Raw genomic sequence first — 16,146 nt, 5'->3', positions numbered from 1 at the left:
CCTCCATCGTGGGATCTTGGACTGAGCATCCGGGCCGGAGCAGGGAGACGGCGCGCCGGGCTGGAATGACCCGGTGTCATCCCAAGGAGGTGACGGCCTGTGACCACGTACCGAACAGCCAGGGGCACGCTCATTCTCTACTTCTTGTTGTTGGTCTTCACAACGGTAGTCGTCGGACCGGTGGTTATGGCCCAGCTGCCCGGGCTCTACGCGTTCCGTCTCGTAGTGGCGGTATTCGCCGCGACCTGGATCTTGGCCTTGCTGTCGGCCTGGTACATCTACCTTTCGACCCCGTTCGAGATCACTTACCGGTCCGGGGAACCCATTGTTTTCCGCGCGATGCTGAAGCGGACGGTGGTGGAGCCGAAAGCCATAACCTCCATAACAGCAGGGCCGTTCAGCCCGACGATAAGGCTGGCCCACGCCGGGGGGACGATCAATCTGCTGGGGCAGATGGACGGGTTCCACGAGTTACTGGCAAGGCTCAAGGCCGAGAACAGTGCCGTGATTGTTCGGGGCCTCTAGGCCTCGCCGTTCAGCACCAGCAGGTGGGCGACCCCGAACCCGATGGTCACGCCCACATCTTGGCCTTCGCGGAAGATACCTTCCTCTAGAGGGCTTCGGCCGATGGCCTGTAGCAGCGTACCTCCAACCTCCACCTCGTACTCCACCTGCGAACCCAGGTAGACCGCGCGGCGCACGGCGCCGCGCAACGTCCCCTCAGGCGCCAGGTGCACCGTTTCAGGGCGGACCACGACGCCGACGCGCGCGCCGACCGGCGGGGCCGATGTGGCCGGTGGGATCGGCACGAGCGCTTCAATCCCATCCAGGGCCACGCGGCATTGTCCGTCACGCGTCTCGACCACCCGACCCTCCAGCAGGTTGACCTTCCCGACGAACTCGGCCACGAACGGGTTGGCCGGCCGCGCGTAGAGTTCGGCGGGCGGGGCCAACTGCTGCATGCGGCCGCGGTCCAGCACTACGATACGGTCGGCCAGGGTCATCGCCTCGACCTGATCGTGGGTGACGTAGATCGCCGTGATTCCGACCTCGCGCTGGATTCGCCGCAGCTCGACGCGCATCTGCTCACGCAGCTTCGCGTCGAGGTTGGACAGGGGCTCGTCCAACAGGAGTACCCGGGGCCGGGTGACCACCGCGCGCGCCACCGCGACCCGCTGCTGCTGCCCCCCGCTGAGCTGGTCGGGCGAGCGCCTTCCCAGGCCCTCGAGGCCCACCAGCACCAGCGCGTCGGCAACGCGTTCTCGCGTCTCCGCCTCGCCAATCCCGCGCACGCGCAGTCCAAACGCAACGTTCTCGAAGACGTCCAGGTGGGGAAAGAGCGCGTAGGATTGGAAGACCATGGCGGTCCCGCGCCTATCCGGGGGCAGGTGCGTCACCCGCTGTCCCGCCAGCTCTATCTCGCCCGCGGTGGGTGTCTCGAACCCGGCGATGATGCGGAGCAGGGTAGTCTTACCGCAACCGCTCGGTCCCAGCAGCGAGACGAACTCGCCGGCGTGGACCGCAAGCGACACGTCGTCCACCGCGGTCACCGGTGCGCCGGTGGGATCGGCGAACACTTTTGTGACGCGATCCACGCGCAGGGATATGTCGCCTGCGGGCGGTGGGGTTTCATGCGCCGACATCAGAGAAACCTCCCCTGCACCGGGCTATACCCGCGGCGGAGCATCAGCCCAATAATCCCGATGGCTACCATCACAATCGCCAGCAACACCAGGCTGTAGGCGGCGGCGGCGTTGTACCGGCCCGACCCCACCTCGCTGAGAATCTGAACGGTCATCAAGTTCCAGTTCGCCGAGACCAGGAAGACGGCGGCGCTGATCGCGGTCATCGCGCGCACGAACGCAAAGACCAGGGCCGAGAAGAATGCCGGCCGCACCAGCGGCAGCGTAACGCGCCTGAAGGTCACCACGCTGGACGCCCCCAGGTCTTGCGCCGCCTCCTCGATCGAGGGGTCTATCTGCCGGAGGACGGCGATGCCCGCCTGGATCCCCACGGGCACGTAACGGAAGACGAAGCAGGCCACCAGGATCGCCATGGTGCCGGTCAACAGCAGCGGCCGCTGGTTGAACGCCAGGATGTAGCCGATGCCGACCACGGTGCCCGGCAGCGCGAAGTTGAGCAGCGACGTCAGCTCGAGCCATCCGCGTCCGGGGAACTTCCGGCGCACGACCAGGAACGCTATGGTCATGCCCAGCAGGCCGGATATCGGGGTCGCGGTGACCGCTATGGCCAGCGTGTCCCTGATCGTCTCCCGTCCCACGTTAAGCACGTACAGGATCGCCTCCAGCGACGGCGTGTTGTCCACGCCCCAGGTCCGCGCAAGCGCGCCAACCACGATTACCGCGTAGAACATGACCACCACCCCGGCGGTGGCCGCGGTGACACCGAAGAGCAGCCAGGTGGCCGCCGGGCTGGTGGCCTTGAGCGACGATCGGCCCGGTTTGCCCGTGACCGTCACATACCGCCGGCTGCCCACGATGAGGCGGTAGAGGACGAACGCGGTGACCGAAGGCGCCAGCAGCAGCACCGACAGCGCGGCGCCTGCCTGCAGGTTGAACATGCCGGTGATCTGCAGGTAGGCCTGCACCGACAGCACCGGAAACGCGCTTCCGGCCAGCAGCAGAGGGTTCCCGAAGTCGGCCAGCGACTCGATGAACACTACCAGGAACGCGCTGGTGACCCCGGGGACCGCCAGCGGCAGGAGCACCCGGCGGAAGACCGTCCACCGCCGCGCACCCAGGTTGAGCGCGGCGTCCTCCAGGGTGGGATCAATCCCCTCCAGTACGCCGCGGAGCACCAGGTAGGCCACCGGCGCAAAGGTCATCACCTGCGCCAGCAGCAGCCCCTTGAAGCCGTAGATGTTGAAGTCGCGCAGCCCCAGCAGACCCGAGGTCACGATCCCGCCCCGGCCGAAGAGCAGGATGATGGCAATTGACGAGACGAAAGGGGGCGAGACGATCGGCAGAATTGCCAGCAGGTGGAAGAGCCGCTTGAGCGGGACGGCCGTGCGGACCAGCGTGTAGGCGTAGGCGAACCCGAGCGCCACGCTGACGGCGGCGGTCAGCCCGCCTACCATCAGGCTGTTGACCACGGCCCGCTGCACGTACCACGACCGCAACTGGTCGCGGTACGCGTCGAGTGACAGCACGCCGCCCGGTGTGAGACTTACCACCAGGACGCGGACGAGCGGCCATATGATGAAGATCAGCAGTGCGACCTGGATCAGCGCGGCCGCCAATAGTATGACCGGATCGGCGAGCAGCCGGCGCAGGCCTCCCCTGCCCTGGGGAAGACCCGCGCCGGTAACTCCAGCGCTGCTCATGCCCTAGCGGCCGCCCAGCACCTCGTTGATCCAACGGTTGACAAGGCGCAGGCGGTTCTTGCCCGCGAAGTCCACGTCGTACTTGATGAGCGGGACCAGGCGCAGCGCCGGAAGACCGGGCTGGCGCTTTGCCTTCTCGCTCACCGGGAAGAAGAAGGTCTCGTGCTCGGCCAAACTGTTCTGCCCCTCGGGCGAGATCATCCAGTCCACAAGCCGCCGGGCCTCGGCCTCGCGCCGCGTCCCCTTGATGATCGAGATCGCCGGCGCCTCAAAGCCCACGCCCTCCTTGGGGAAGACCGTAAGCAGAGGGTAGCCGCGGAAGTAGAGCTGGTAGAGCGCGGGTGTGAACTGGATGCCGATGGCGACCTCGCCGAACGCCACCGCGCGCGAGGGCGCGGTGCCGCTGGTGGTGTAGGTCTGGATGTTGGGGTGAAGCTGCCTCATGTAGGCAAACGTCTTGTCCTCACCCATGATCTGCACCAGCGCAACCACCATGTTGTAGGCGGTTCCCGAGGTCTGCGGGCTCGGCATCTGGATCAGCCCTCGGAGCTGGGGGCTGAGCAGGTCCTGCCAGGATACCGGCCGCTTGATCTTCCGGTCCTCCAGCACCTTGGTGTTCAGACCGAACCCCAGCGGGTTCATGTAGAAACTCACCCAGTAGTTCTCAGGGTCGCGGAACCGGGCGTCGAGCGCCGCAGCGCCTGGTGAGGCATAGGGCTGCGTGAGCCCGCGGATCTTGGCGTCCACGTGGTTCTCGCTCGGCGCGCCGAACCAGACGTCCGCCTGGGGATTGCCGCGCTCGGCCTCCAGCCGCGCCAGCGCCGGACCGGTGGAAAGGAAGGTTATCCGCGCCTCAACACCGGTGGCCCGGCTGAACGCACCCAGGATCTTGCGCGCGTTCTCCTCGTCCACGCTGGAGTACACGGTCAGTGACGGTGCCTGCGCCCGCGCGGCGGATGCCGGCAGCAGCAGGGCGACAATAAGCAGAAACGCGAACCATCGTCGCATTGGAAAGGTCCTCCTTGATATTGGGCCACATGAGAGGTTCCTCGCGGGCAGCAGAACCCCTTCCCTGCGGCCGCCAGGAACCCCACGGAGCGCGGCGAACAGGTGATCGTCATGACCAGAGAGGCGCAGTCCAAGCAGCGCGACGCGGCCCTGCGGCGCGTGCAGGCGCACCTGGCGGCGGGAGTCGCGGTCAGGCAGGAGTGCCTGCGCGCGCATACGGAGAAGATAGCGGCGGCGGCGTGCCTGGTCATCGAGGCCGTCTTACGCGGCGGTAGGATCTACCTTTTCGGAAACGGCGGGTCGGCCGCCGACGCCCAGCACCTGGCGGCCGAGTTCGTCGGGAAGTTCGCGTGCCCCAGGACCCCGATCCCCGCGGTCGCCCTCACGACGGATACCTCGGTGCTGACCTCCATCGCCAACGACTTCGGCTACGACCAGGTATTTGCCCGCCAGGTCGAGGCGCTGGTCCGCGAGGGTGACGTGGCGATCGCGCTCTCCACCAGCGGCGGATCGGCCAGTGTGGTCCGGGGGGCCGAGGCCGCCCGGCGTGCCGGAGCTCGCGTGATAGCGCTCACTGGCAGGGACGGCGGCACGCTTGCGGCGCTGGTCGATGTGGCGATCCAGGCACCCTCGGAACAGACGGCGCTGATCCAAGAAGCGCACATCGCCATAGGCCACGCCATCTGCGCGACCGTGGAGGAGGCGTGGGTGGCGGCAGACCGATGATGCGGTGCGCGTGGGCGAACGCCAATCCGCTGATGGTCGCCTACCACGACACCGAGTGGGGCGTGCCGGTGCACGACGACCGCAAGCTGTTCGAGTTCCTGGTGCTCGACGCGTTCCAGGCCGGGCTGAGCTGGGCGATCATCCTCGAGAAGCGCGAGCAGTTCCGCCGCGCGCTGCACGGCTTCGACCCGGCGCGGATCGCCCGGTACACCGCGCGCGACCTCCGGCGTCTGCTCGCAGACCCAGGGATAGTTCGCAACCGCCAGAAGGTCGAGGCCACGGTCCACAACGCACGGCGGTTTCTGGAAACCCAGGCCGAGTTCGGTTCGTTCGACCGCTACATCTGGCAGTTCGTCGGCGGCCGCACGATCGTGCACCGGTTCCGCTCGGTCGCGCAGATCCCGGCGATGAGCAAGGAGTCCGACGCGATGAGCCGCGACCTGCGCTCGCGTGGCTTCAAGTTCGCGGGCTCGACGATCTGCTACGCTTTCATGCAGGCGGCGGGCCAGGTGAACGACCATGTGGTGCGGTGCTTCAGACATCGCGAGGTGGATCGGCCCGGAGGACCACTATGAGCGACTGGTACAAGGATGCCATCATATATCAGTTGTACGTGCGGGCGTTCCGCGACTCCGACGGCAGCGGCACCGGGGACTTCCGCGGCCTCCTGGAGAAACTGGACTACATCCAGGAACTCGGCGTCGACTGCCTGTGGCTGATGCCGTTTTACCCTTCCCCGCTCAAGGACGACGGATACGACATCTCCGACTACTGCGCCGTCCATCCCGACTACGGCACGCTGGACGACTTCCAGGAGTTCCTGAACGAGGCCCACCGCCGGGGCATGCGGGTCATCACCGAGATGGTGCTCAACCACACCTCAGACCAGCACCCGTGGTTCCGCGACTCCCGGCGATCGCCCGAGTCGCCCTACCGTGACTGGTACGTCTGGAGCGCCACCCACAACCGCTACCAGCAGGCCCGGGTCATCTTCTTGGACACCGAGGCCTCCAACTGGACATGGGACCCCGCGGCAGGCGCCTACTACTGGCACCGGTTCTTCAGCCACCAGCCCGACCTGAACTACGCCAATCCCGCCGTGCAAGAAGCGATCCTGGGCGTGGCCGGGTTCTGGCTGGACCGCGGCGTGGATGGGCTTCGGCTCGATGCCGTTCCATATCTGTTCGAGCGCGAGGGGACCTCCTGCGAGAACCTCCCGGAGACGCACGCCTTCGTCCAGCGGATCCGGCGCTTCGTGGACGAGCGATACGGTGACAGGATGCTCCTGGCCGAAGCCAACCAGCGGCCTGAGGATCTCTGCGCGTACTTCGGGGAAGGCGACGAGTTCCACGCTGCCTTTCACTTCTCGCTGATGCCCAGGATGTTCACGGCAATCCGGCGCGAGTACAGGCAGCCGATCGTGGACGCCGTCATCCAGACTCCACAGGCCCCTCCCCCCTGCCAGTGGGTCATCTTCCTCCGCAACCACGACGAGCTCACCCTCGAGATGGTCACCGATGAGGAGCGCGCGTACATGCAGGCCGAGTATGCTCGAGAGCCGCGCATGCGGCTGAATCTGGGCATCCGCCGCCGGCTGGCCCCGCTGCTCAACAACAGCCGCCGGAGGATCGAGGTGCTAAACAGCCTGCTCCTATCGCTGCCCGGCACCCCAAGCATCTACTACGGCGATGAGATCGGCATGGGGGACAACTTCTACCTGGGTGACCGCTCGGGCGTGCGCACGCCCATGCAGTGGAACTCAGACCGCAACGCCGGGTTCTCGTCGGCGAACCGCCAGCAGCTCTATCTGCCGGTGGTCGTCGATCCGGAGTTCCACTACGAGGCGGTCAACGTCGAGGCGCAGCAGCGCAACCCGGCCTCGCTGCTGAACTGGATGAAACGGGTGATCGGTATCCGACAGCGATCCCCTGTCTTTGGGCGGGGCGCGATCGAGTTCCTCGAGCTGGCCAACCCTAAAGTGCTCGCCTATCTGCGGACGGACCACGAGACGGCGATTCTGTGTGTCGTCAACCTCTCGAGGTACGCTCAACCATGTGAGCTGGACCTCCGGCGCTTCGTCGGGCGGACGCCGGTCGAGCTCTTCGGCGACACGCCGTTCCCGCCGATAGGCAATCTCCCGTACTTCCTCACCCTCGGACCCCACAGCTTCTACTGGTTCCGTCTGTCCGGGCCATGAGGGGCTACGGGTTCGCGGGGCGCGATCACCTGGCGGTCCTGCTGGACTTCGATGGCACGCTAGCCGAGATCGCCGACCGGCCCGACGATGTGCACCTGGACCCCAGTCTTCGCGGCCTGCTGGAGCGCCTGAGCCACAACCCCCGGATCCTCGTGGGGGTCATCAGCGGACGGGCCCTCGAAGATATCCGGCGGCGCATCGGCCTGGAGCACATCCTGTACGCGGGCAACCATGGTCTGGAGCTCGCAGGGCCCGGGTGGACGCTGGCACACGATGATGCCGTGGAGGCTCGGGGCCTCGTCGCCGCATGTTGCGACCGCCTCTCTCTTCGTCTGCGCGATGTGCGTGGCGCCCTTGTGGAGAACAAGGGTCTCTCCGCCAGCGTTCACTTCCGCCTGGTCCCCCGCAAGAATATCGAAACAGTGCGGCGGATCGTGCTTGAGGAGCTGGGCCGGGTTCCGCCGGGGCGCCTTGTAGCACGGGAAGGGAAGATGGTCCTCGAGATACTGCCGATGGTGGACTGGGACAAAGGAAAAGCCGCGCGCTGGCTGCTCGAACACGCCCTGGGTAGCGGCTGGGAGGCGCGATGTACGGTCGTCTATGTCGGCGACGACAGCACCGACGAAGACGCGTTCGTGGCGCTCGCGGACACTGGGATCACCATCCGGGTGGCCCCATATCCGCAGCCGACCGCCGCCCGCTACCGGGTGCGAAACGTCGGGGAGGTGGGCCGGTTACTGGAAGCGATCGCGGGCTGGATGACCGCTCCTACCTAGCCCTCCCAGGGCAGATCAGGCACCCCGCGGCGGTGATTGAGCAACCGGGCCAGCACGAACAGGCAGTCAGAAAGCCGGTTGAGGTATCGCAGGATCTCGGGGTTGATCTCGGCCGAACGTGCCAGCGTCACCGCGCGCCGCTCCGCACGGCGGACCAGCGCGCGTGCGAGGTGGCAGATGGCCGCCGGCTCGCTCCCCCCGGGCAGAATGAACGCGTGCTGGGGCGGCAGCTCCGCTTCCCAGCCGTCTATCAGGCCTTCAAGGACCAGGACGGCGCTGGGGGCGAGGGCAGGCCCTGCGCCTCCACAGGGCACAGGGCCGGTGCCGGGTGTGGCCAACTCGGATCCCATCTCGAAAAGGGTGCGCTGGATCCCCTGGATCACCGGTGCCAGGCCGGCGTCCATGTGCGCCGCCAGCAGCCCCAGCGCGCTGCAGGCCTCGTCGAGCGCGCCGTAGGCCTCGACCCGGAGGTCGTCCTTGGGCACGCGGCCTCCGCCAATCAGGCCTGTCTCCCCGCGGTCACCTGTCCTGGTGTAGATCCTGGGCATCGGCCGTCACCGGGATATGCTTCGTAAACCAGTCTGAGATCAGCCGCAACCGCTCAAGCCGGTGCTGCGGCTGACCGTTGCGCGAGAGGTCGTGGCTTTCGTTGGGAAAGCGCGCGAAGACAACCTCGCGACCCAGCTTCTTGAGCGCCGCGAAGAGCTGCTCACCCTCTCCGATAGGACAGCGCAGGTCGTTCTCGCTGTGCAGGATCAGCAGCGGGGTGGTGATGTTCTTCACGTAGGCCAGCGGGGACCGCTCCCAATAGAACAGGGGACTGTCCCAGGGTTCGCCAGGGAACTCCCAGTAGCCCTTGAAGTACGCCAGGTCGCTCATCCCCCACTGGCTCAGGCAATTGGAGATGGACCGCATCGTCACCGCCGCCTTGAACCGGTCGGTGTGACCTATGACCCAGTTGGTCATGTAACCGCCGTAGGAGCCGCCCTCCACTCCGAGGCGGTCGGGATCTATATAGGGGAACCGCGCCAGCGCGGCGTCGAGCCCGGCCATGATGTCGGCGTAGTCCTCCCCACCCCAATCATGCTTTGTCGCAGCGGTGAAGACCTGGCCGTAGCCCTGGCTGCCGCGCGGATTGGTTAGGATCACCGCGTACCCGAGCGAGGCCAGCATCTGGAACTCGTGGAAGAACGCTTCCCCGTAGGCGCCGTGCGGTCCGCCGTGGATGGTCAGGATCGCCGGATACCGACCTCCGGGCTCCAGTCCTGCCGGCGGAAACACCCACCCCTCGATCGTCCAGTCGTCGGCGCCGCGGTACGCGAACCGTTCGGGCCGGCTGAGCTCCGCCTGGTCGAGCAACCCCTTGTTGGCTTCGGTCAGACGCCGTTCTCCGGATGCGGGAATCTCCGGCCGCCCTTCGTCCAGGCCTTCCACTTCTGCCACCCAGATGTCCCCGGGTGCGGCCGGGTCGGAGATGGCCAGCGCGACGCGCCGGCAGGCCGCATCGTAGGACTCGCCGTAGATCTCTCGGCGCCCCGTGGTCATCAATCCGACGACGCCTGTGGCGACCTCGACCGAGGCTAATTGCGTGGTCCCGCCTTCTGCCACCATAACGAAGATGAACCGGCCGTCGGGCGACCAAACCGGCTGCCCTGCGTGGGGGTGCGCCCGCATGTCGGTGATGATGTGGTGGGCCAGCGTACGATCGAAGTGACGGGTCAGGCAGCGGGGGTCGCCGCTGCCGTCGGCGGCCACTACCCAAAGCATCGTGTTCGAGGCACCCATGCACGCGTTCTCATGCCCCAGGTACGCGATCATCGTGCCGTCGGGCGACCAGGCCGGCATGAGAACAGGCCCAACACCGCGGGTCAGTCTCTGCGCCTCGCCGGTGGAGAGCGAGATCGTCCAGACGTCGGCGATGTTGGTGTAGTCGGCGTCCTCGGACCGGTTGGCAACGAACGCCAGCCGTGTCCCATCGGGGCTCCACGCGGGTTCGCGGTGGTCGAAATCGCCGTCGGTCACCTGCCTGGCCGGCTCGCCACCCGAGGGCACGACAAAGATGTGCTTGTACCGGTTGTCCCAGAAGCCCTCGCCATCGGCCTTGTGCTTCATGCGCGTGATCACATTGACATCGCCGGTGGGCTTATCCTTCACCGGCGGCTTACCGGTGAACGCGATCTGCGTGCCGTCAGGGGACCAGACGGCCTCGGAGGGGCCGTGCTCTTCCTGCGTGATTCGGACGGCCTCACCCCCGCACAGCGGGATCACCCACAGGTGCTTCGGCCGCGTCGCGCCGGCCTTGGGTGCGGGTCCCCGATCGGAGGTGAAAAGCAGCCGTCCCCCATCCGGCGCCCAGGCTGGCTGGCGGTCGCGTTGCTCGCCGGAGGTGAACTGGCGCGGCACCGCGCCTCCGGTCTCGACCAACCACAGGTGCGCGTGGTATTCGTGCGATGGACCACCCTCTGCGCCGTTGCGTGCCGCGACGATCTCCTGCGAGTAAGCAACTGCGCGGCCGTCGGGTGAGAGCGCCACACCGTTGATCCATCTCAATGCCAGCAGGTCTTCAGCGGTAATCCGTCGGGTCGTCATGATAGAACCTCCATCAGGTGTGCGCCGCTATCGCCCCAGCGCCAGCCGCTCGATCAGCGGCACCGGGAGCCCTACGGCTTCCATCTTGCGTTGCGTCTCCTCGATAGGATAGGGAACGCGAAACAGCGTGGCTGTGGGACCCTCCGTGTCCAGAATAATGTAGGCCGCGCGTGGATCACCGTCGCGCGGCTGGCCCACGCTGCCGGGATTGATTATGTACCGGGCGCCCGGCGGCAGGACACGCGGGACCTCAGGCAGCAGACCGTGCGCGCTCACCCGTCGCTTCGACTCCGTGAAGATCGCGGGGTGGTGGGTGTGGCCCACGAGTGCTATCGCGAACGACGCCGCCAAGAAGCTCGCGCGGGCGATCCTGCCATCCGTAATGTACTCGTCCAACGGCCGGCGCAGGCTGCCGTGCACCAACAGCAGCCCCGGGAGCACCGTGGGGTCCTCCGCGAGTTCGGCGCGCTGGGAAAGCGCGCTTAGAAAGGCTCGAGGGCCGTCTTCCAACACCTGCCGGGTCCAGACGATGGCCTCCTGGGCGAACAGGTTGAAGTGATCGGTTGGAGAATCTCCCAGGGCCGCCTGGTCGTGGTTGCCCATCACCGCTGCCCGCAGCAGCGGACGGAGCCGTTCGACGCACGCGTTGGGATCTGGACCGTAGCCGACGAAGTCACCCAGGCAGAGCAGCATGTCAGGGGCCTGACGGTCCTGGTGCGCGAGGACCGCTTCAAGCGCCTCGAGGTTCGCGTGGACATCTGATACGACCCCGATGCGCATCTGCGACCCCTACTCGAGCTCGCGCAGCTCGCGCTCTATCCGCTCGGCCTCGGCAGGGGTGGGAGGCCTGGGAGCGGAGTGGGTGGGAACGGTGGATCCTCCGGTCGCGCTGCGACGCACGAATCGGCGGAGTACAAGGAACCCGATGCCCAGGACCAGGGGCAGCGACATCCAGAGAATCAGGCCTATGCCCCGGCGCGGCGGCGCGGCGAGCACCCCTTCGCCAAACTGCGCCACGAAATAGGCGATGATCTGCTCCCGGGTCTGGCCCTGCTGCAACCGCTCGCGTATGACCGCGCGCATCTGCACGGCGAGCTGGGCCTCGGACTCAGCGACGGTCTGGCCTGCGCAGACCGGGCACATCAGTTCGTTCGCGATTGCTTGGATCTGATCGTCCAGCGTCGGCGCGGCCCGCGCATGGCCGGCAGCAAGCAGAAGCACCATGAGAACTAATGCAGCCGCATCCGGCACGGCGCGTCTCATACCAGCGCCGCCTGGGCCTGGGCGAGTTCCCACCGGCATCCCAGCTTCGTGAAGAGGGCTACCGCCGCCGCGTGTTCGTCCAGCGCTTCTGTCTGGTCCAGCGCAAAGAGCGCCCGCGCCAGGATCAGCCGGGCGGCCGCCTCGTGGTAGCGGTCGCCGCCGGCGGTGAAGACGGCCAGTGCATCCCGGGCGATCCCTTCGGCCTCCCCGGCCCGGCCGTCGTACAGCAGCGCCTCCGCGTACCCCAGGCCGACCTGAGCGCGGCCGTCGCGCCACCCGACCGACCAGCGGCGGCGCGCTTCCTTGTGCAGCGCGATCGCCCGACGGATTGCCCGGCGATCGCCGGGACGGCCCGCGCGCAACACCAGATCACCCCGGCTGGCCGCAGCGGCGGCAATCCACTCGTCGCGCGCGCCTCGCCTGGCTAAACGCATCGTGCGGTCGGAGTAGTCCAGACCGGCTTTGAGATACCCTTCCGCCGCGGCCGGGAGGACGTCGGCCAGATCCCTGTAGGAAGTCTCCACATGAGTACGGTACGGCACAGTGGCCTCTTCTCCCAGCGTCCGAGCTGCCAGGTTGACCAGTTCGCGAGACCGTGCCAGCCCCTCCTCCATCGGCTCGGGCCGCCGAGAATGCCGCAGTGCTGCGGAGAGGCCCAGGAGCCAGAGGATCTGGAGTGACTGGTCGCCCGACGCGCGGACCTCACTCTCGGCGGCCTCGAATGCCACCGTTGCCCGCTGGAGCGCCGCGGTGCCCTCGGAGAAGAACGCCCGCAGCGCCGCCCAGCCTGTTGAGACCGGATCGGCCGATGCGGTTTCCGCTCTCACGGGACGATGGACACCAGCGCGCCGGCGCGCAGCCGCGCCCTCCAGAGGTGGGCGAGCAGCCAGAGCGAGATCGCCGCGGTCAGCAGCACCCCGGTCGGGATCCCGCCGGCCAGCGGCAGTTTCTGTCCCAGACCGAAGATCGTCTGCAGGGCCACGACTAACAGGAGCGCCAGGCCCAGTCCACCCCGAACTCCCGCACGGATCAGATAGGCCGTCGTGACGATGTGAGCGAGGGTTGGGAAGAACCACGCCACGACGGCAACGGCCGTCGAGAGCGGTGTTATGAACGGCGTTCCTACCAGACCCAGAGCCATCGCGAGGAACTTCTGCCCTGCCACCAGCCCGAACCCGGCACCCGATGCGGCACCGTAGGCGAGCCCGGTCACCGCGTCCGCAGGCGTGAAGCTGATTGCCATCAGCGGGACGGTGGCCTTGAGGAGCTCCCCGACCAACGCGGCGATCAGTAGGCTGGCCCCCAGGCCGGCGGGGCCGCGCTCCAGGCCTCCGATCGGACCCAACCAGTCCCACGCCATCTTGGTGGCCTCCCTGGCGAAGAACCCGGCGGCCACGCCGCCTAATAGGCACAGCCACAGAAGCGGCCGGCGGATGTTCCTCCCGGCAAGCGGAAGGAGACCCAGGAGCGCAAAAACCGCCGCGATGACTATGGACGCGTACTGCTGCATCAGGCAAACCTCACAGGGAGTATGCCGGGGAAACGCACCGGGGTGCGACCTCGGCCCATTGTAAAACAGGGGGCGCCGCGGGTCAATTTGGCGGATCCGGCTGAACGCTCGCCGGAGGGGGCGGTGCAGCGCGCGACCAGAGCTCGCGGACGAGTTCAAGCAGGTCCTGACGGCGGCGCTGAGTAGGCGCCAGGTCGCCGACCAGATAGCCATCCCTATACCTGTTGCGCACCGCGGAGGTGTAGAAGGGCGCCCAGAAAGACTCCTCGCAACCTTCGTGCAGGACCACGACGCGCCAGCCGACGCGGGCTTCCAGACGGCAGCGACCAGGCGTGTGCACGACCCACGCGTCGCTGGCATCGAACTCTCGGTGCAGGATCTCGCGCAGACGGGACACCAGCAGCGGCCGGCCGGGCCAGCGCCCGGCCGGCCGCGAGGCGAAAGTCGGCATCTGTGGAGAACTACCCATGCTCGAGACGGGCGTTCAGGTCGTCCAGAAACGCCGCAAGGTACGCCGCGCCTATCTCCACCGGGGGCACCCCCCGCCGGGGCGCCGCCTCGGGAACCGGCAGCGCGGCAGCGATCTCGTGAACAACCGGCCGCAGCGCCTTCAGGTACATCTGCAGGGATTTCTTGGCGGAACGGGTGTGGGGAAGGGGCATGATGAATCCGTGCCTGCGCTCACCCGGCTCGAGCCTTCTGACACCTCTCATGCTCGCCACCTCCTCGCGGCCTCGGAGAGATCCCCTAGCGATGCGGCGTGGCAAACTCGGCAACCGTAGGGGTGACCAGCCGCAGGTAGTCCTGGACGGTCAGCGCTATCGTCTCACGGTGCGAGCAGGCGTTGAAGACGATCCGGGGCTGCGTGCTGAGACTCTGGTCCAAGTAGACCGGGACGTCGTAGAGATGGCCGAACGGCGGCATCGCGCCCGTCTCGCAGTCCGGGAACAGCGACGCGAACTCCTCCTCGCGGGCCAGGCGGGCCGCCTTGGCCCCCAGCGCGTTCTTCAGCTTGACCAGATCCACTCGGGCCGCGGCCGGCAGGATCAGCATCACCTGCCTGCCGTCCACGTCGGCGATGACAACCTTCGCGAACTGGCGTCCGGGAACGTGCTCTGCGGCGGCGACTTCTTGTGCGGTGTACGCTTCGGGGTGAGGTGTCAGCTCGTACCGGACACCGTGCTCGCGGAGGTAGGTCTCGAGTCGCTCTCGCCCTCGCATACCCTCTTCCTCCCTTCTGCGTGGGGGTTCCCTGCTCCCCTTGATGACGTTCCACACCCGGCGGCAAGGCCCCTTCCGTCACGGTATCCACCGCACCCGGCTTCCTTGGACACCCGATAGCAGCTTGTGCCCTCCCCATTCCTACTGGCCCGGATCCAACGGTGCCGAAGGGCCCAGCGCGGCTAGCGCCGCCGCTCCTAGGATCGGCGCGAGTTGGCGCGCCAGCTCCAATGTGCCTTCCACCTCTTCCTCGGAAACGACGTAGACGCCGCCGTATGTGACCTCATGCCGCCGGCGGCGCAGCATCTCCGCACGGTCAAACAGCACCGTGTGCCCAGGCAGGGCGAGCTGTGCAAAGCGGATTGTCACATAGTGGTGGCCGTTCACCCTTGGGCGGTATCCATACGCGGCCATCAAGGCTATGCAGCCGTCGAGGATGGCCTGGTGGGCAATCTTGAGTGCCCAGTCGGTGGCCTTCTCGCGATTGTGTTCCGCCGTCTCCAGATCGTGCGCCATCTTCTCCAGCAGCCGCTCAATGTCGATGCGGCTGACGGTTACGCGCTGCAGCTTGGGTTCAAGTTCTGTGAAGGGACTGCTCATCGCCCACCAGGAAGATCTTGTCTGTCCGCAGCAGCTCTTCGATGAAGCTTTCGCGGGCCTCGCGCCGGCGCCGCCACTCATCCAGCCCCATGATCATCAGGTTGATTTCGCGCCCCAGGTTCCCTTCGGCCTCGCGGAGGGCGACGGCCAACCTTGCCTGGTCCGGTTTGCCCAGCACGAAGAGGTCGATGTCGGACGTCGGCCGCTCGCCGCCTTTGACCACTGATCCGTAGATGAATGCCGCCTCCACCCCTCCCACTCCGGCCATCGCTTCCCGAAGTGTGTCACCCAGCGCCGTGCTCTTGTACACTAGGCGCTTCAGCTCGGGGAAGAACGGATGCTGCTCGTTGACGCGGTAGAGTTTCACCTTCCCGCGCCGCTCGGTTGTCAGCAGGCCCAGGTGTTCCATACGCGCTAGTTCTAGCTGCACGGAGGCCAGCGCGAAACCTGTGTCTCGCGCGAGCTTCCGGCTGTAGAACTGCTCAGCCGGATGAGTGCAGAACACCGTGAGCAGCGCTGCGCGCGTCCTGGAGCCGAGCAGCGTCTGCAGCGATCCTCCCGCCCCTCCCTGCCGTAGTGCAGCCTTCCGCTCCACCACCGACTGCCCCCTAGATCAAGTGACCAGAATTCTGGTCAGTATACGACCGGCCGACCGCTTTTACCGGTCAAGCGACCTATTCCATAGGTCAACCCTTGTTCCCTTCATGGCCCCGGTGGCGCAATGAGCGCAGAAGATCATCCACGAATTCTTTGGCAGGCCTTGCTGTGGGGGCGATGGCTAGAACGCAGTTAGAATGATCCTGGCGCGCCCGGAGGGACTTGAACCCCCGACCTACGGCTCCGGAGGCCGCCGCTCTATCCACTGAGCTACGGGCGCGCGCCAACTCTTATTATAACACCCCATTACACCCTT

General features: G+C 66.8%; 19 protein-coding genes and 1 tRNA gene. 5 read left to right on the top strand and 15 right to left on the bottom strand.

Going from position 1 to position 16,146, the window contains the following annotated elements; all coding sequences use genetic code 11:
- Positions 1 to 99: 99 nt before the first annotated feature.
- Positions 100 to 525, top strand: a complete 426-nt coding sequence (locus RDU83_02105; GenBank protein ID MDQ7839804.1) for a hypothetical protein — start codon at positions 100 to 102, stop codon at positions 523 to 525.
- Here RDU83_02105 and RDU83_02100 read toward each other — a convergent pair.
- From RDU83_02100 to RDU83_02090, 3 genes are read right to left on the bottom strand one after another with little or no spacing between them, the layout of a single operon-like run.
- Positions 522 to 1,643: an ABC transporter ATP-binding protein gene (locus tag RDU83_02100; GenBank protein MDQ7839803.1), complete on the bottom strand. Its 1,122-nt coding sequence runs from the start codon at positions 1,641 to 1,643 to the stop codon at positions 522 to 524. The genes RDU83_02105 and RDU83_02100 overlap by 4 nt on opposite strands.
- Entirely contained in the window at positions 1,643 to 3,343 is a 1,701-nt protein-coding gene (locus RDU83_02095; GenBank protein MDQ7839802.1) for an iron ABC transporter permease, read from the bottom strand. Before RDU83_02095 ends, RDU83_02100 begins: the two co-directional genes overlap by 1 nt.
- Before the next feature lie 3 nt (positions 3,344 to 3,346).
- Positions 3,347 to 4,351: an ABC transporter substrate-binding protein gene (locus RDU83_02090; protein MDQ7839801.1), complete on the bottom strand. Its 1,005-nt coding sequence runs from the start codon at positions 4,349 to 4,351 to the stop codon at positions 3,347 to 3,349.
- A 111-nt stretch (positions 4,352 to 4,462) separates the two neighbouring features.
- Between RDU83_02090 and RDU83_02085 the strand changes: the two genes are divergently transcribed.
- Genes RDU83_02085 through otsB form a run of 4 tightly spaced genes read left to right on the top strand, consistent with a single transcriptional unit; the run spans position 4,463 to position 8,050 of the window.
- Positions 4,463 to 5,077 (top strand): SIS domain-containing protein, encoded by a 615-nt coding sequence (locus RDU83_02085; GenBank protein MDQ7839800.1) that lies wholly within the window; start codon positions 4,463 to 4,465, stop codon positions 5,075 to 5,077.
- On the top strand, positions 5,074 to 5,652 hold the full coding sequence (locus tag RDU83_02080) for a DNA-3-methyladenine glycosylase I (protein MDQ7839799.1): 579 nt from the start codon (positions 5,074 to 5,076) through the stop codon (positions 5,650 to 5,652). Before RDU83_02085 ends, RDU83_02080 begins: the two co-directional genes overlap by 4 nt.
- Positions 5,649 to 7,274, top strand: a complete 1,626-nt coding sequence (gene treS, locus RDU83_02075; protein MDQ7839798.1) for a maltose alpha-D-glucosyltransferase — start codon at positions 5,649 to 5,651, stop codon at positions 7,272 to 7,274. The genes RDU83_02080 and treS overlap by 4 nt, the downstream gene beginning before the upstream one ends.
- Positions 7,271 to 8,050 carry a trehalose-phosphatase gene (gene otsB / locus RDU83_02070; protein MDQ7839797.1) on the top strand — a complete coding sequence of 260 codons (780 nt, stop codon included), beginning with the start codon at positions 7,271 to 7,273 and terminating at the stop codon, positions 8,048 to 8,050. Before treS ends, otsB begins: the two co-directional genes overlap by 4 nt.
- Here the strand turns inward: otsB and RDU83_02065 are convergent.
- The 12 genes from RDU83_02065 to RDU83_02010 form a co-directional block, all read right to left on the bottom strand.
- Entirely contained in the window at positions 8,047 to 8,598 is a 552-nt protein-coding gene (locus RDU83_02065) for a cob(I)yrinic acid a,c-diamide adenosyltransferase (GenBank protein MDQ7839796.1), read from the bottom strand. The genes otsB and RDU83_02065 overlap by 4 nt on opposite strands.
- Complete coding sequence (locus RDU83_02060; GenBank protein MDQ7839795.1) at positions 8,570 to 10,639, bottom strand: S9 family peptidase; 2,070 nt, start codon at positions 10,637 to 10,639, stop codon at positions 8,570 to 8,572. The genes RDU83_02065 and RDU83_02060 overlap by 29 nt, the downstream gene beginning before the upstream one ends.
- A gap of 27 nt (positions 10,640 to 10,666) precedes the next feature.
- Entirely contained in the window at positions 10,667 to 11,419 is a 753-nt protein-coding gene (locus RDU83_02055) for a metallophosphoesterase family protein (protein MDQ7839794.1), read from the bottom strand.
- 9 nt (positions 11,420 to 11,428) lie between these two features.
- Positions 11,429 to 11,902, bottom strand: coding sequence for a cytochrome c-type biogenesis protein CcmH (locus RDU83_02050; GenBank protein MDQ7839793.1), 474 nt, complete (start codon positions 11,900 to 11,902; stop codon positions 11,429 to 11,431).
- Positions 11,899 to 12,729 carry a hypothetical protein gene (locus RDU83_02045; GenBank protein MDQ7839792.1) on the bottom strand — a complete coding sequence of 277 codons (831 nt, stop codon included), beginning with the start codon at positions 12,727 to 12,729 and terminating at the stop codon, positions 11,899 to 11,901. The genes RDU83_02050 and RDU83_02045 overlap by 4 nt, the downstream gene beginning before the upstream one ends.
- Positions 12,726 to 13,412, bottom strand: a complete 687-nt coding sequence (locus RDU83_02040) for a hypothetical protein (protein MDQ7839791.1) — start codon at positions 13,410 to 13,412, stop codon at positions 12,726 to 12,728. The genes RDU83_02045 and RDU83_02040 overlap by 4 nt, the downstream gene beginning before the upstream one ends.
- Positions 13,413 to 13,494: 82 nt before the next feature.
- Complete coding sequence (locus RDU83_02035; GenBank protein MDQ7839790.1) at positions 13,495 to 13,863, bottom strand: hypothetical protein; 369 nt, start codon at positions 13,861 to 13,863, stop codon at positions 13,495 to 13,497.
- A 10-nt stretch (positions 13,864 to 13,873) separates the two neighbouring features.
- Positions 13,874 to 14,125: a hypothetical protein gene (locus RDU83_02030; protein ID MDQ7839789.1), complete on the bottom strand. Its 252-nt coding sequence runs from the start codon at positions 14,123 to 14,125 to the stop codon at positions 13,874 to 13,876.
- A gap of 34 nt (positions 14,126 to 14,159) precedes the next feature.
- Positions 14,160 to 14,633: a YbaK/EbsC family protein gene (locus RDU83_02025; GenBank protein ID MDQ7839788.1), complete on the bottom strand. Its 474-nt coding sequence runs from the start codon at positions 14,631 to 14,633 to the stop codon at positions 14,160 to 14,162.
- A 141-nt stretch (positions 14,634 to 14,774) separates the two neighbouring features.
- Positions 14,775 to 15,233: a HEPN domain-containing protein gene (locus RDU83_02020; GenBank protein MDQ7839787.1), complete on the bottom strand. Its 459-nt coding sequence runs from the start codon at positions 15,231 to 15,233 to the stop codon at positions 14,775 to 14,777.
- Positions 15,208 to 15,831 (bottom strand): nucleotidyltransferase domain-containing protein, encoded by a 624-nt coding sequence (locus tag RDU83_02015; GenBank protein ID MDQ7839786.1) that lies wholly within the window; start codon positions 15,829 to 15,831, stop codon positions 15,208 to 15,210. Before RDU83_02015 ends, RDU83_02020 begins: the two co-directional genes overlap by 26 nt.
- Before the next feature lie 203 nt (positions 15,832 to 16,034).
- Positions 16,035 to 16,110 (bottom strand) — tRNA-Arg (locus tag RDU83_02010).
- Positions 16,111 to 16,146 lie beyond the last annotated feature (36 nt).

It is taken from the genome of bacterium, from assembly GCA_031082185.1.
Taxonomy (GTDB): Bacteria; Sysuimicrobiota; Sysuimicrobiia; order Sysuimicrobiales; family Humicultoraceae; genus VGFA01.
The sequence above is the reverse complement of the archived record's forward strand: the minus strand, read 5'-3'. Positions and strand labels throughout refer to the sequence as shown.

Coding starts and splice junctions, on each gene's coding strand:
- RDU83_02100 (MDQ7839803.1), bottom strand. CDS start 1,643: ATGTCGGCGCATGAAACCCCACCGCCCGCAGGCGACATATCCCTGCGC.
- RDU83_02095 (MDQ7839802.1), bottom strand. CDS start 3,343: ATGAGCAGCGCTGGAGTTACCGGCGCGGGTCTTCCCCAGGGCAGGGGA.
- RDU83_02090 (MDQ7839801.1), bottom strand. CDS start 4,351: ATGCGACGATGGTTCGCGTTTCTGCTTATTGTCGCCCTGCTGCTGCCG.
- RDU83_02085 (MDQ7839800.1), top strand. CDS start 4,463: ATGACCAGAGAGGCGCAGTCCAAGCAGCGCGACGCGGCCCTGCGGCGC.
- RDU83_02080 (MDQ7839799.1), top strand. CDS start 5,074: ATGATGCGGTGCGCGTGGGCGAACGCCAATCCGCTGATGGTCGCCTAC.
- treS (MDQ7839798.1), top strand. CDS start 5,649: ATGAGCGACTGGTACAAGGATGCCATCATATATCAGTTGTACGTGCGG.
- otsB (MDQ7839797.1), top strand. CDS start 7,271: ATGAGGGGCTACGGGTTCGCGGGGCGCGATCACCTGGCGGTCCTGCTG.
- RDU83_02065 (MDQ7839796.1), bottom strand. CDS start 8,598: ATGCCCAGGATCTACACCAGGACAGGTGACCGCGGGGAGACAGGCCTG.
- RDU83_02060 (MDQ7839795.1), bottom strand. CDS start 10,639: ATGACGACCCGACGGATTACCGCTGAAGACCTGCTGGCATTGAGATGG.
- RDU83_02055 (MDQ7839794.1), bottom strand. CDS start 11,419: ATGCGCATCGGGGTCGTATCAGATGTCCACGCGAACCTCGAGGCGCTT.
- RDU83_02050 (MDQ7839793.1), bottom strand. CDS start 11,902: ATGAGACGCGCCGTGCCGGATGCGGCTGCATTAGTTCTCATGGTGCTT.
- RDU83_02040 (MDQ7839791.1), bottom strand. CDS start 13,412: ATGCAGCAGTACGCGTCCATAGTCATCGCGGCGGTTTTTGCGCTCCTG.
- RDU83_02035 (MDQ7839790.1), bottom strand. CDS start 13,863: ATGCCGACTTTCGCCTCGCGGCCGGCCGGGCGCTGGCCCGGCCGGCCG.
- RDU83_02030 (MDQ7839789.1), bottom strand. CDS start 14,125: ATGAGAGGTGTCAGAAGGCTCGAGCCGGGTGAGCGCAGGCACGGATTC.
- RDU83_02025 (MDQ7839788.1), bottom strand. CDS start 14,633: ATGCGAGGGCGAGAGCGACTCGAGACCTACCTCCGCGAGCACGGTGTC.
- RDU83_02020 (MDQ7839787.1), bottom strand. CDS start 15,233: ATGAGCAGTCCCTTCACAGAACTTGAACCCAAGCTGCAGCGCGTAACC.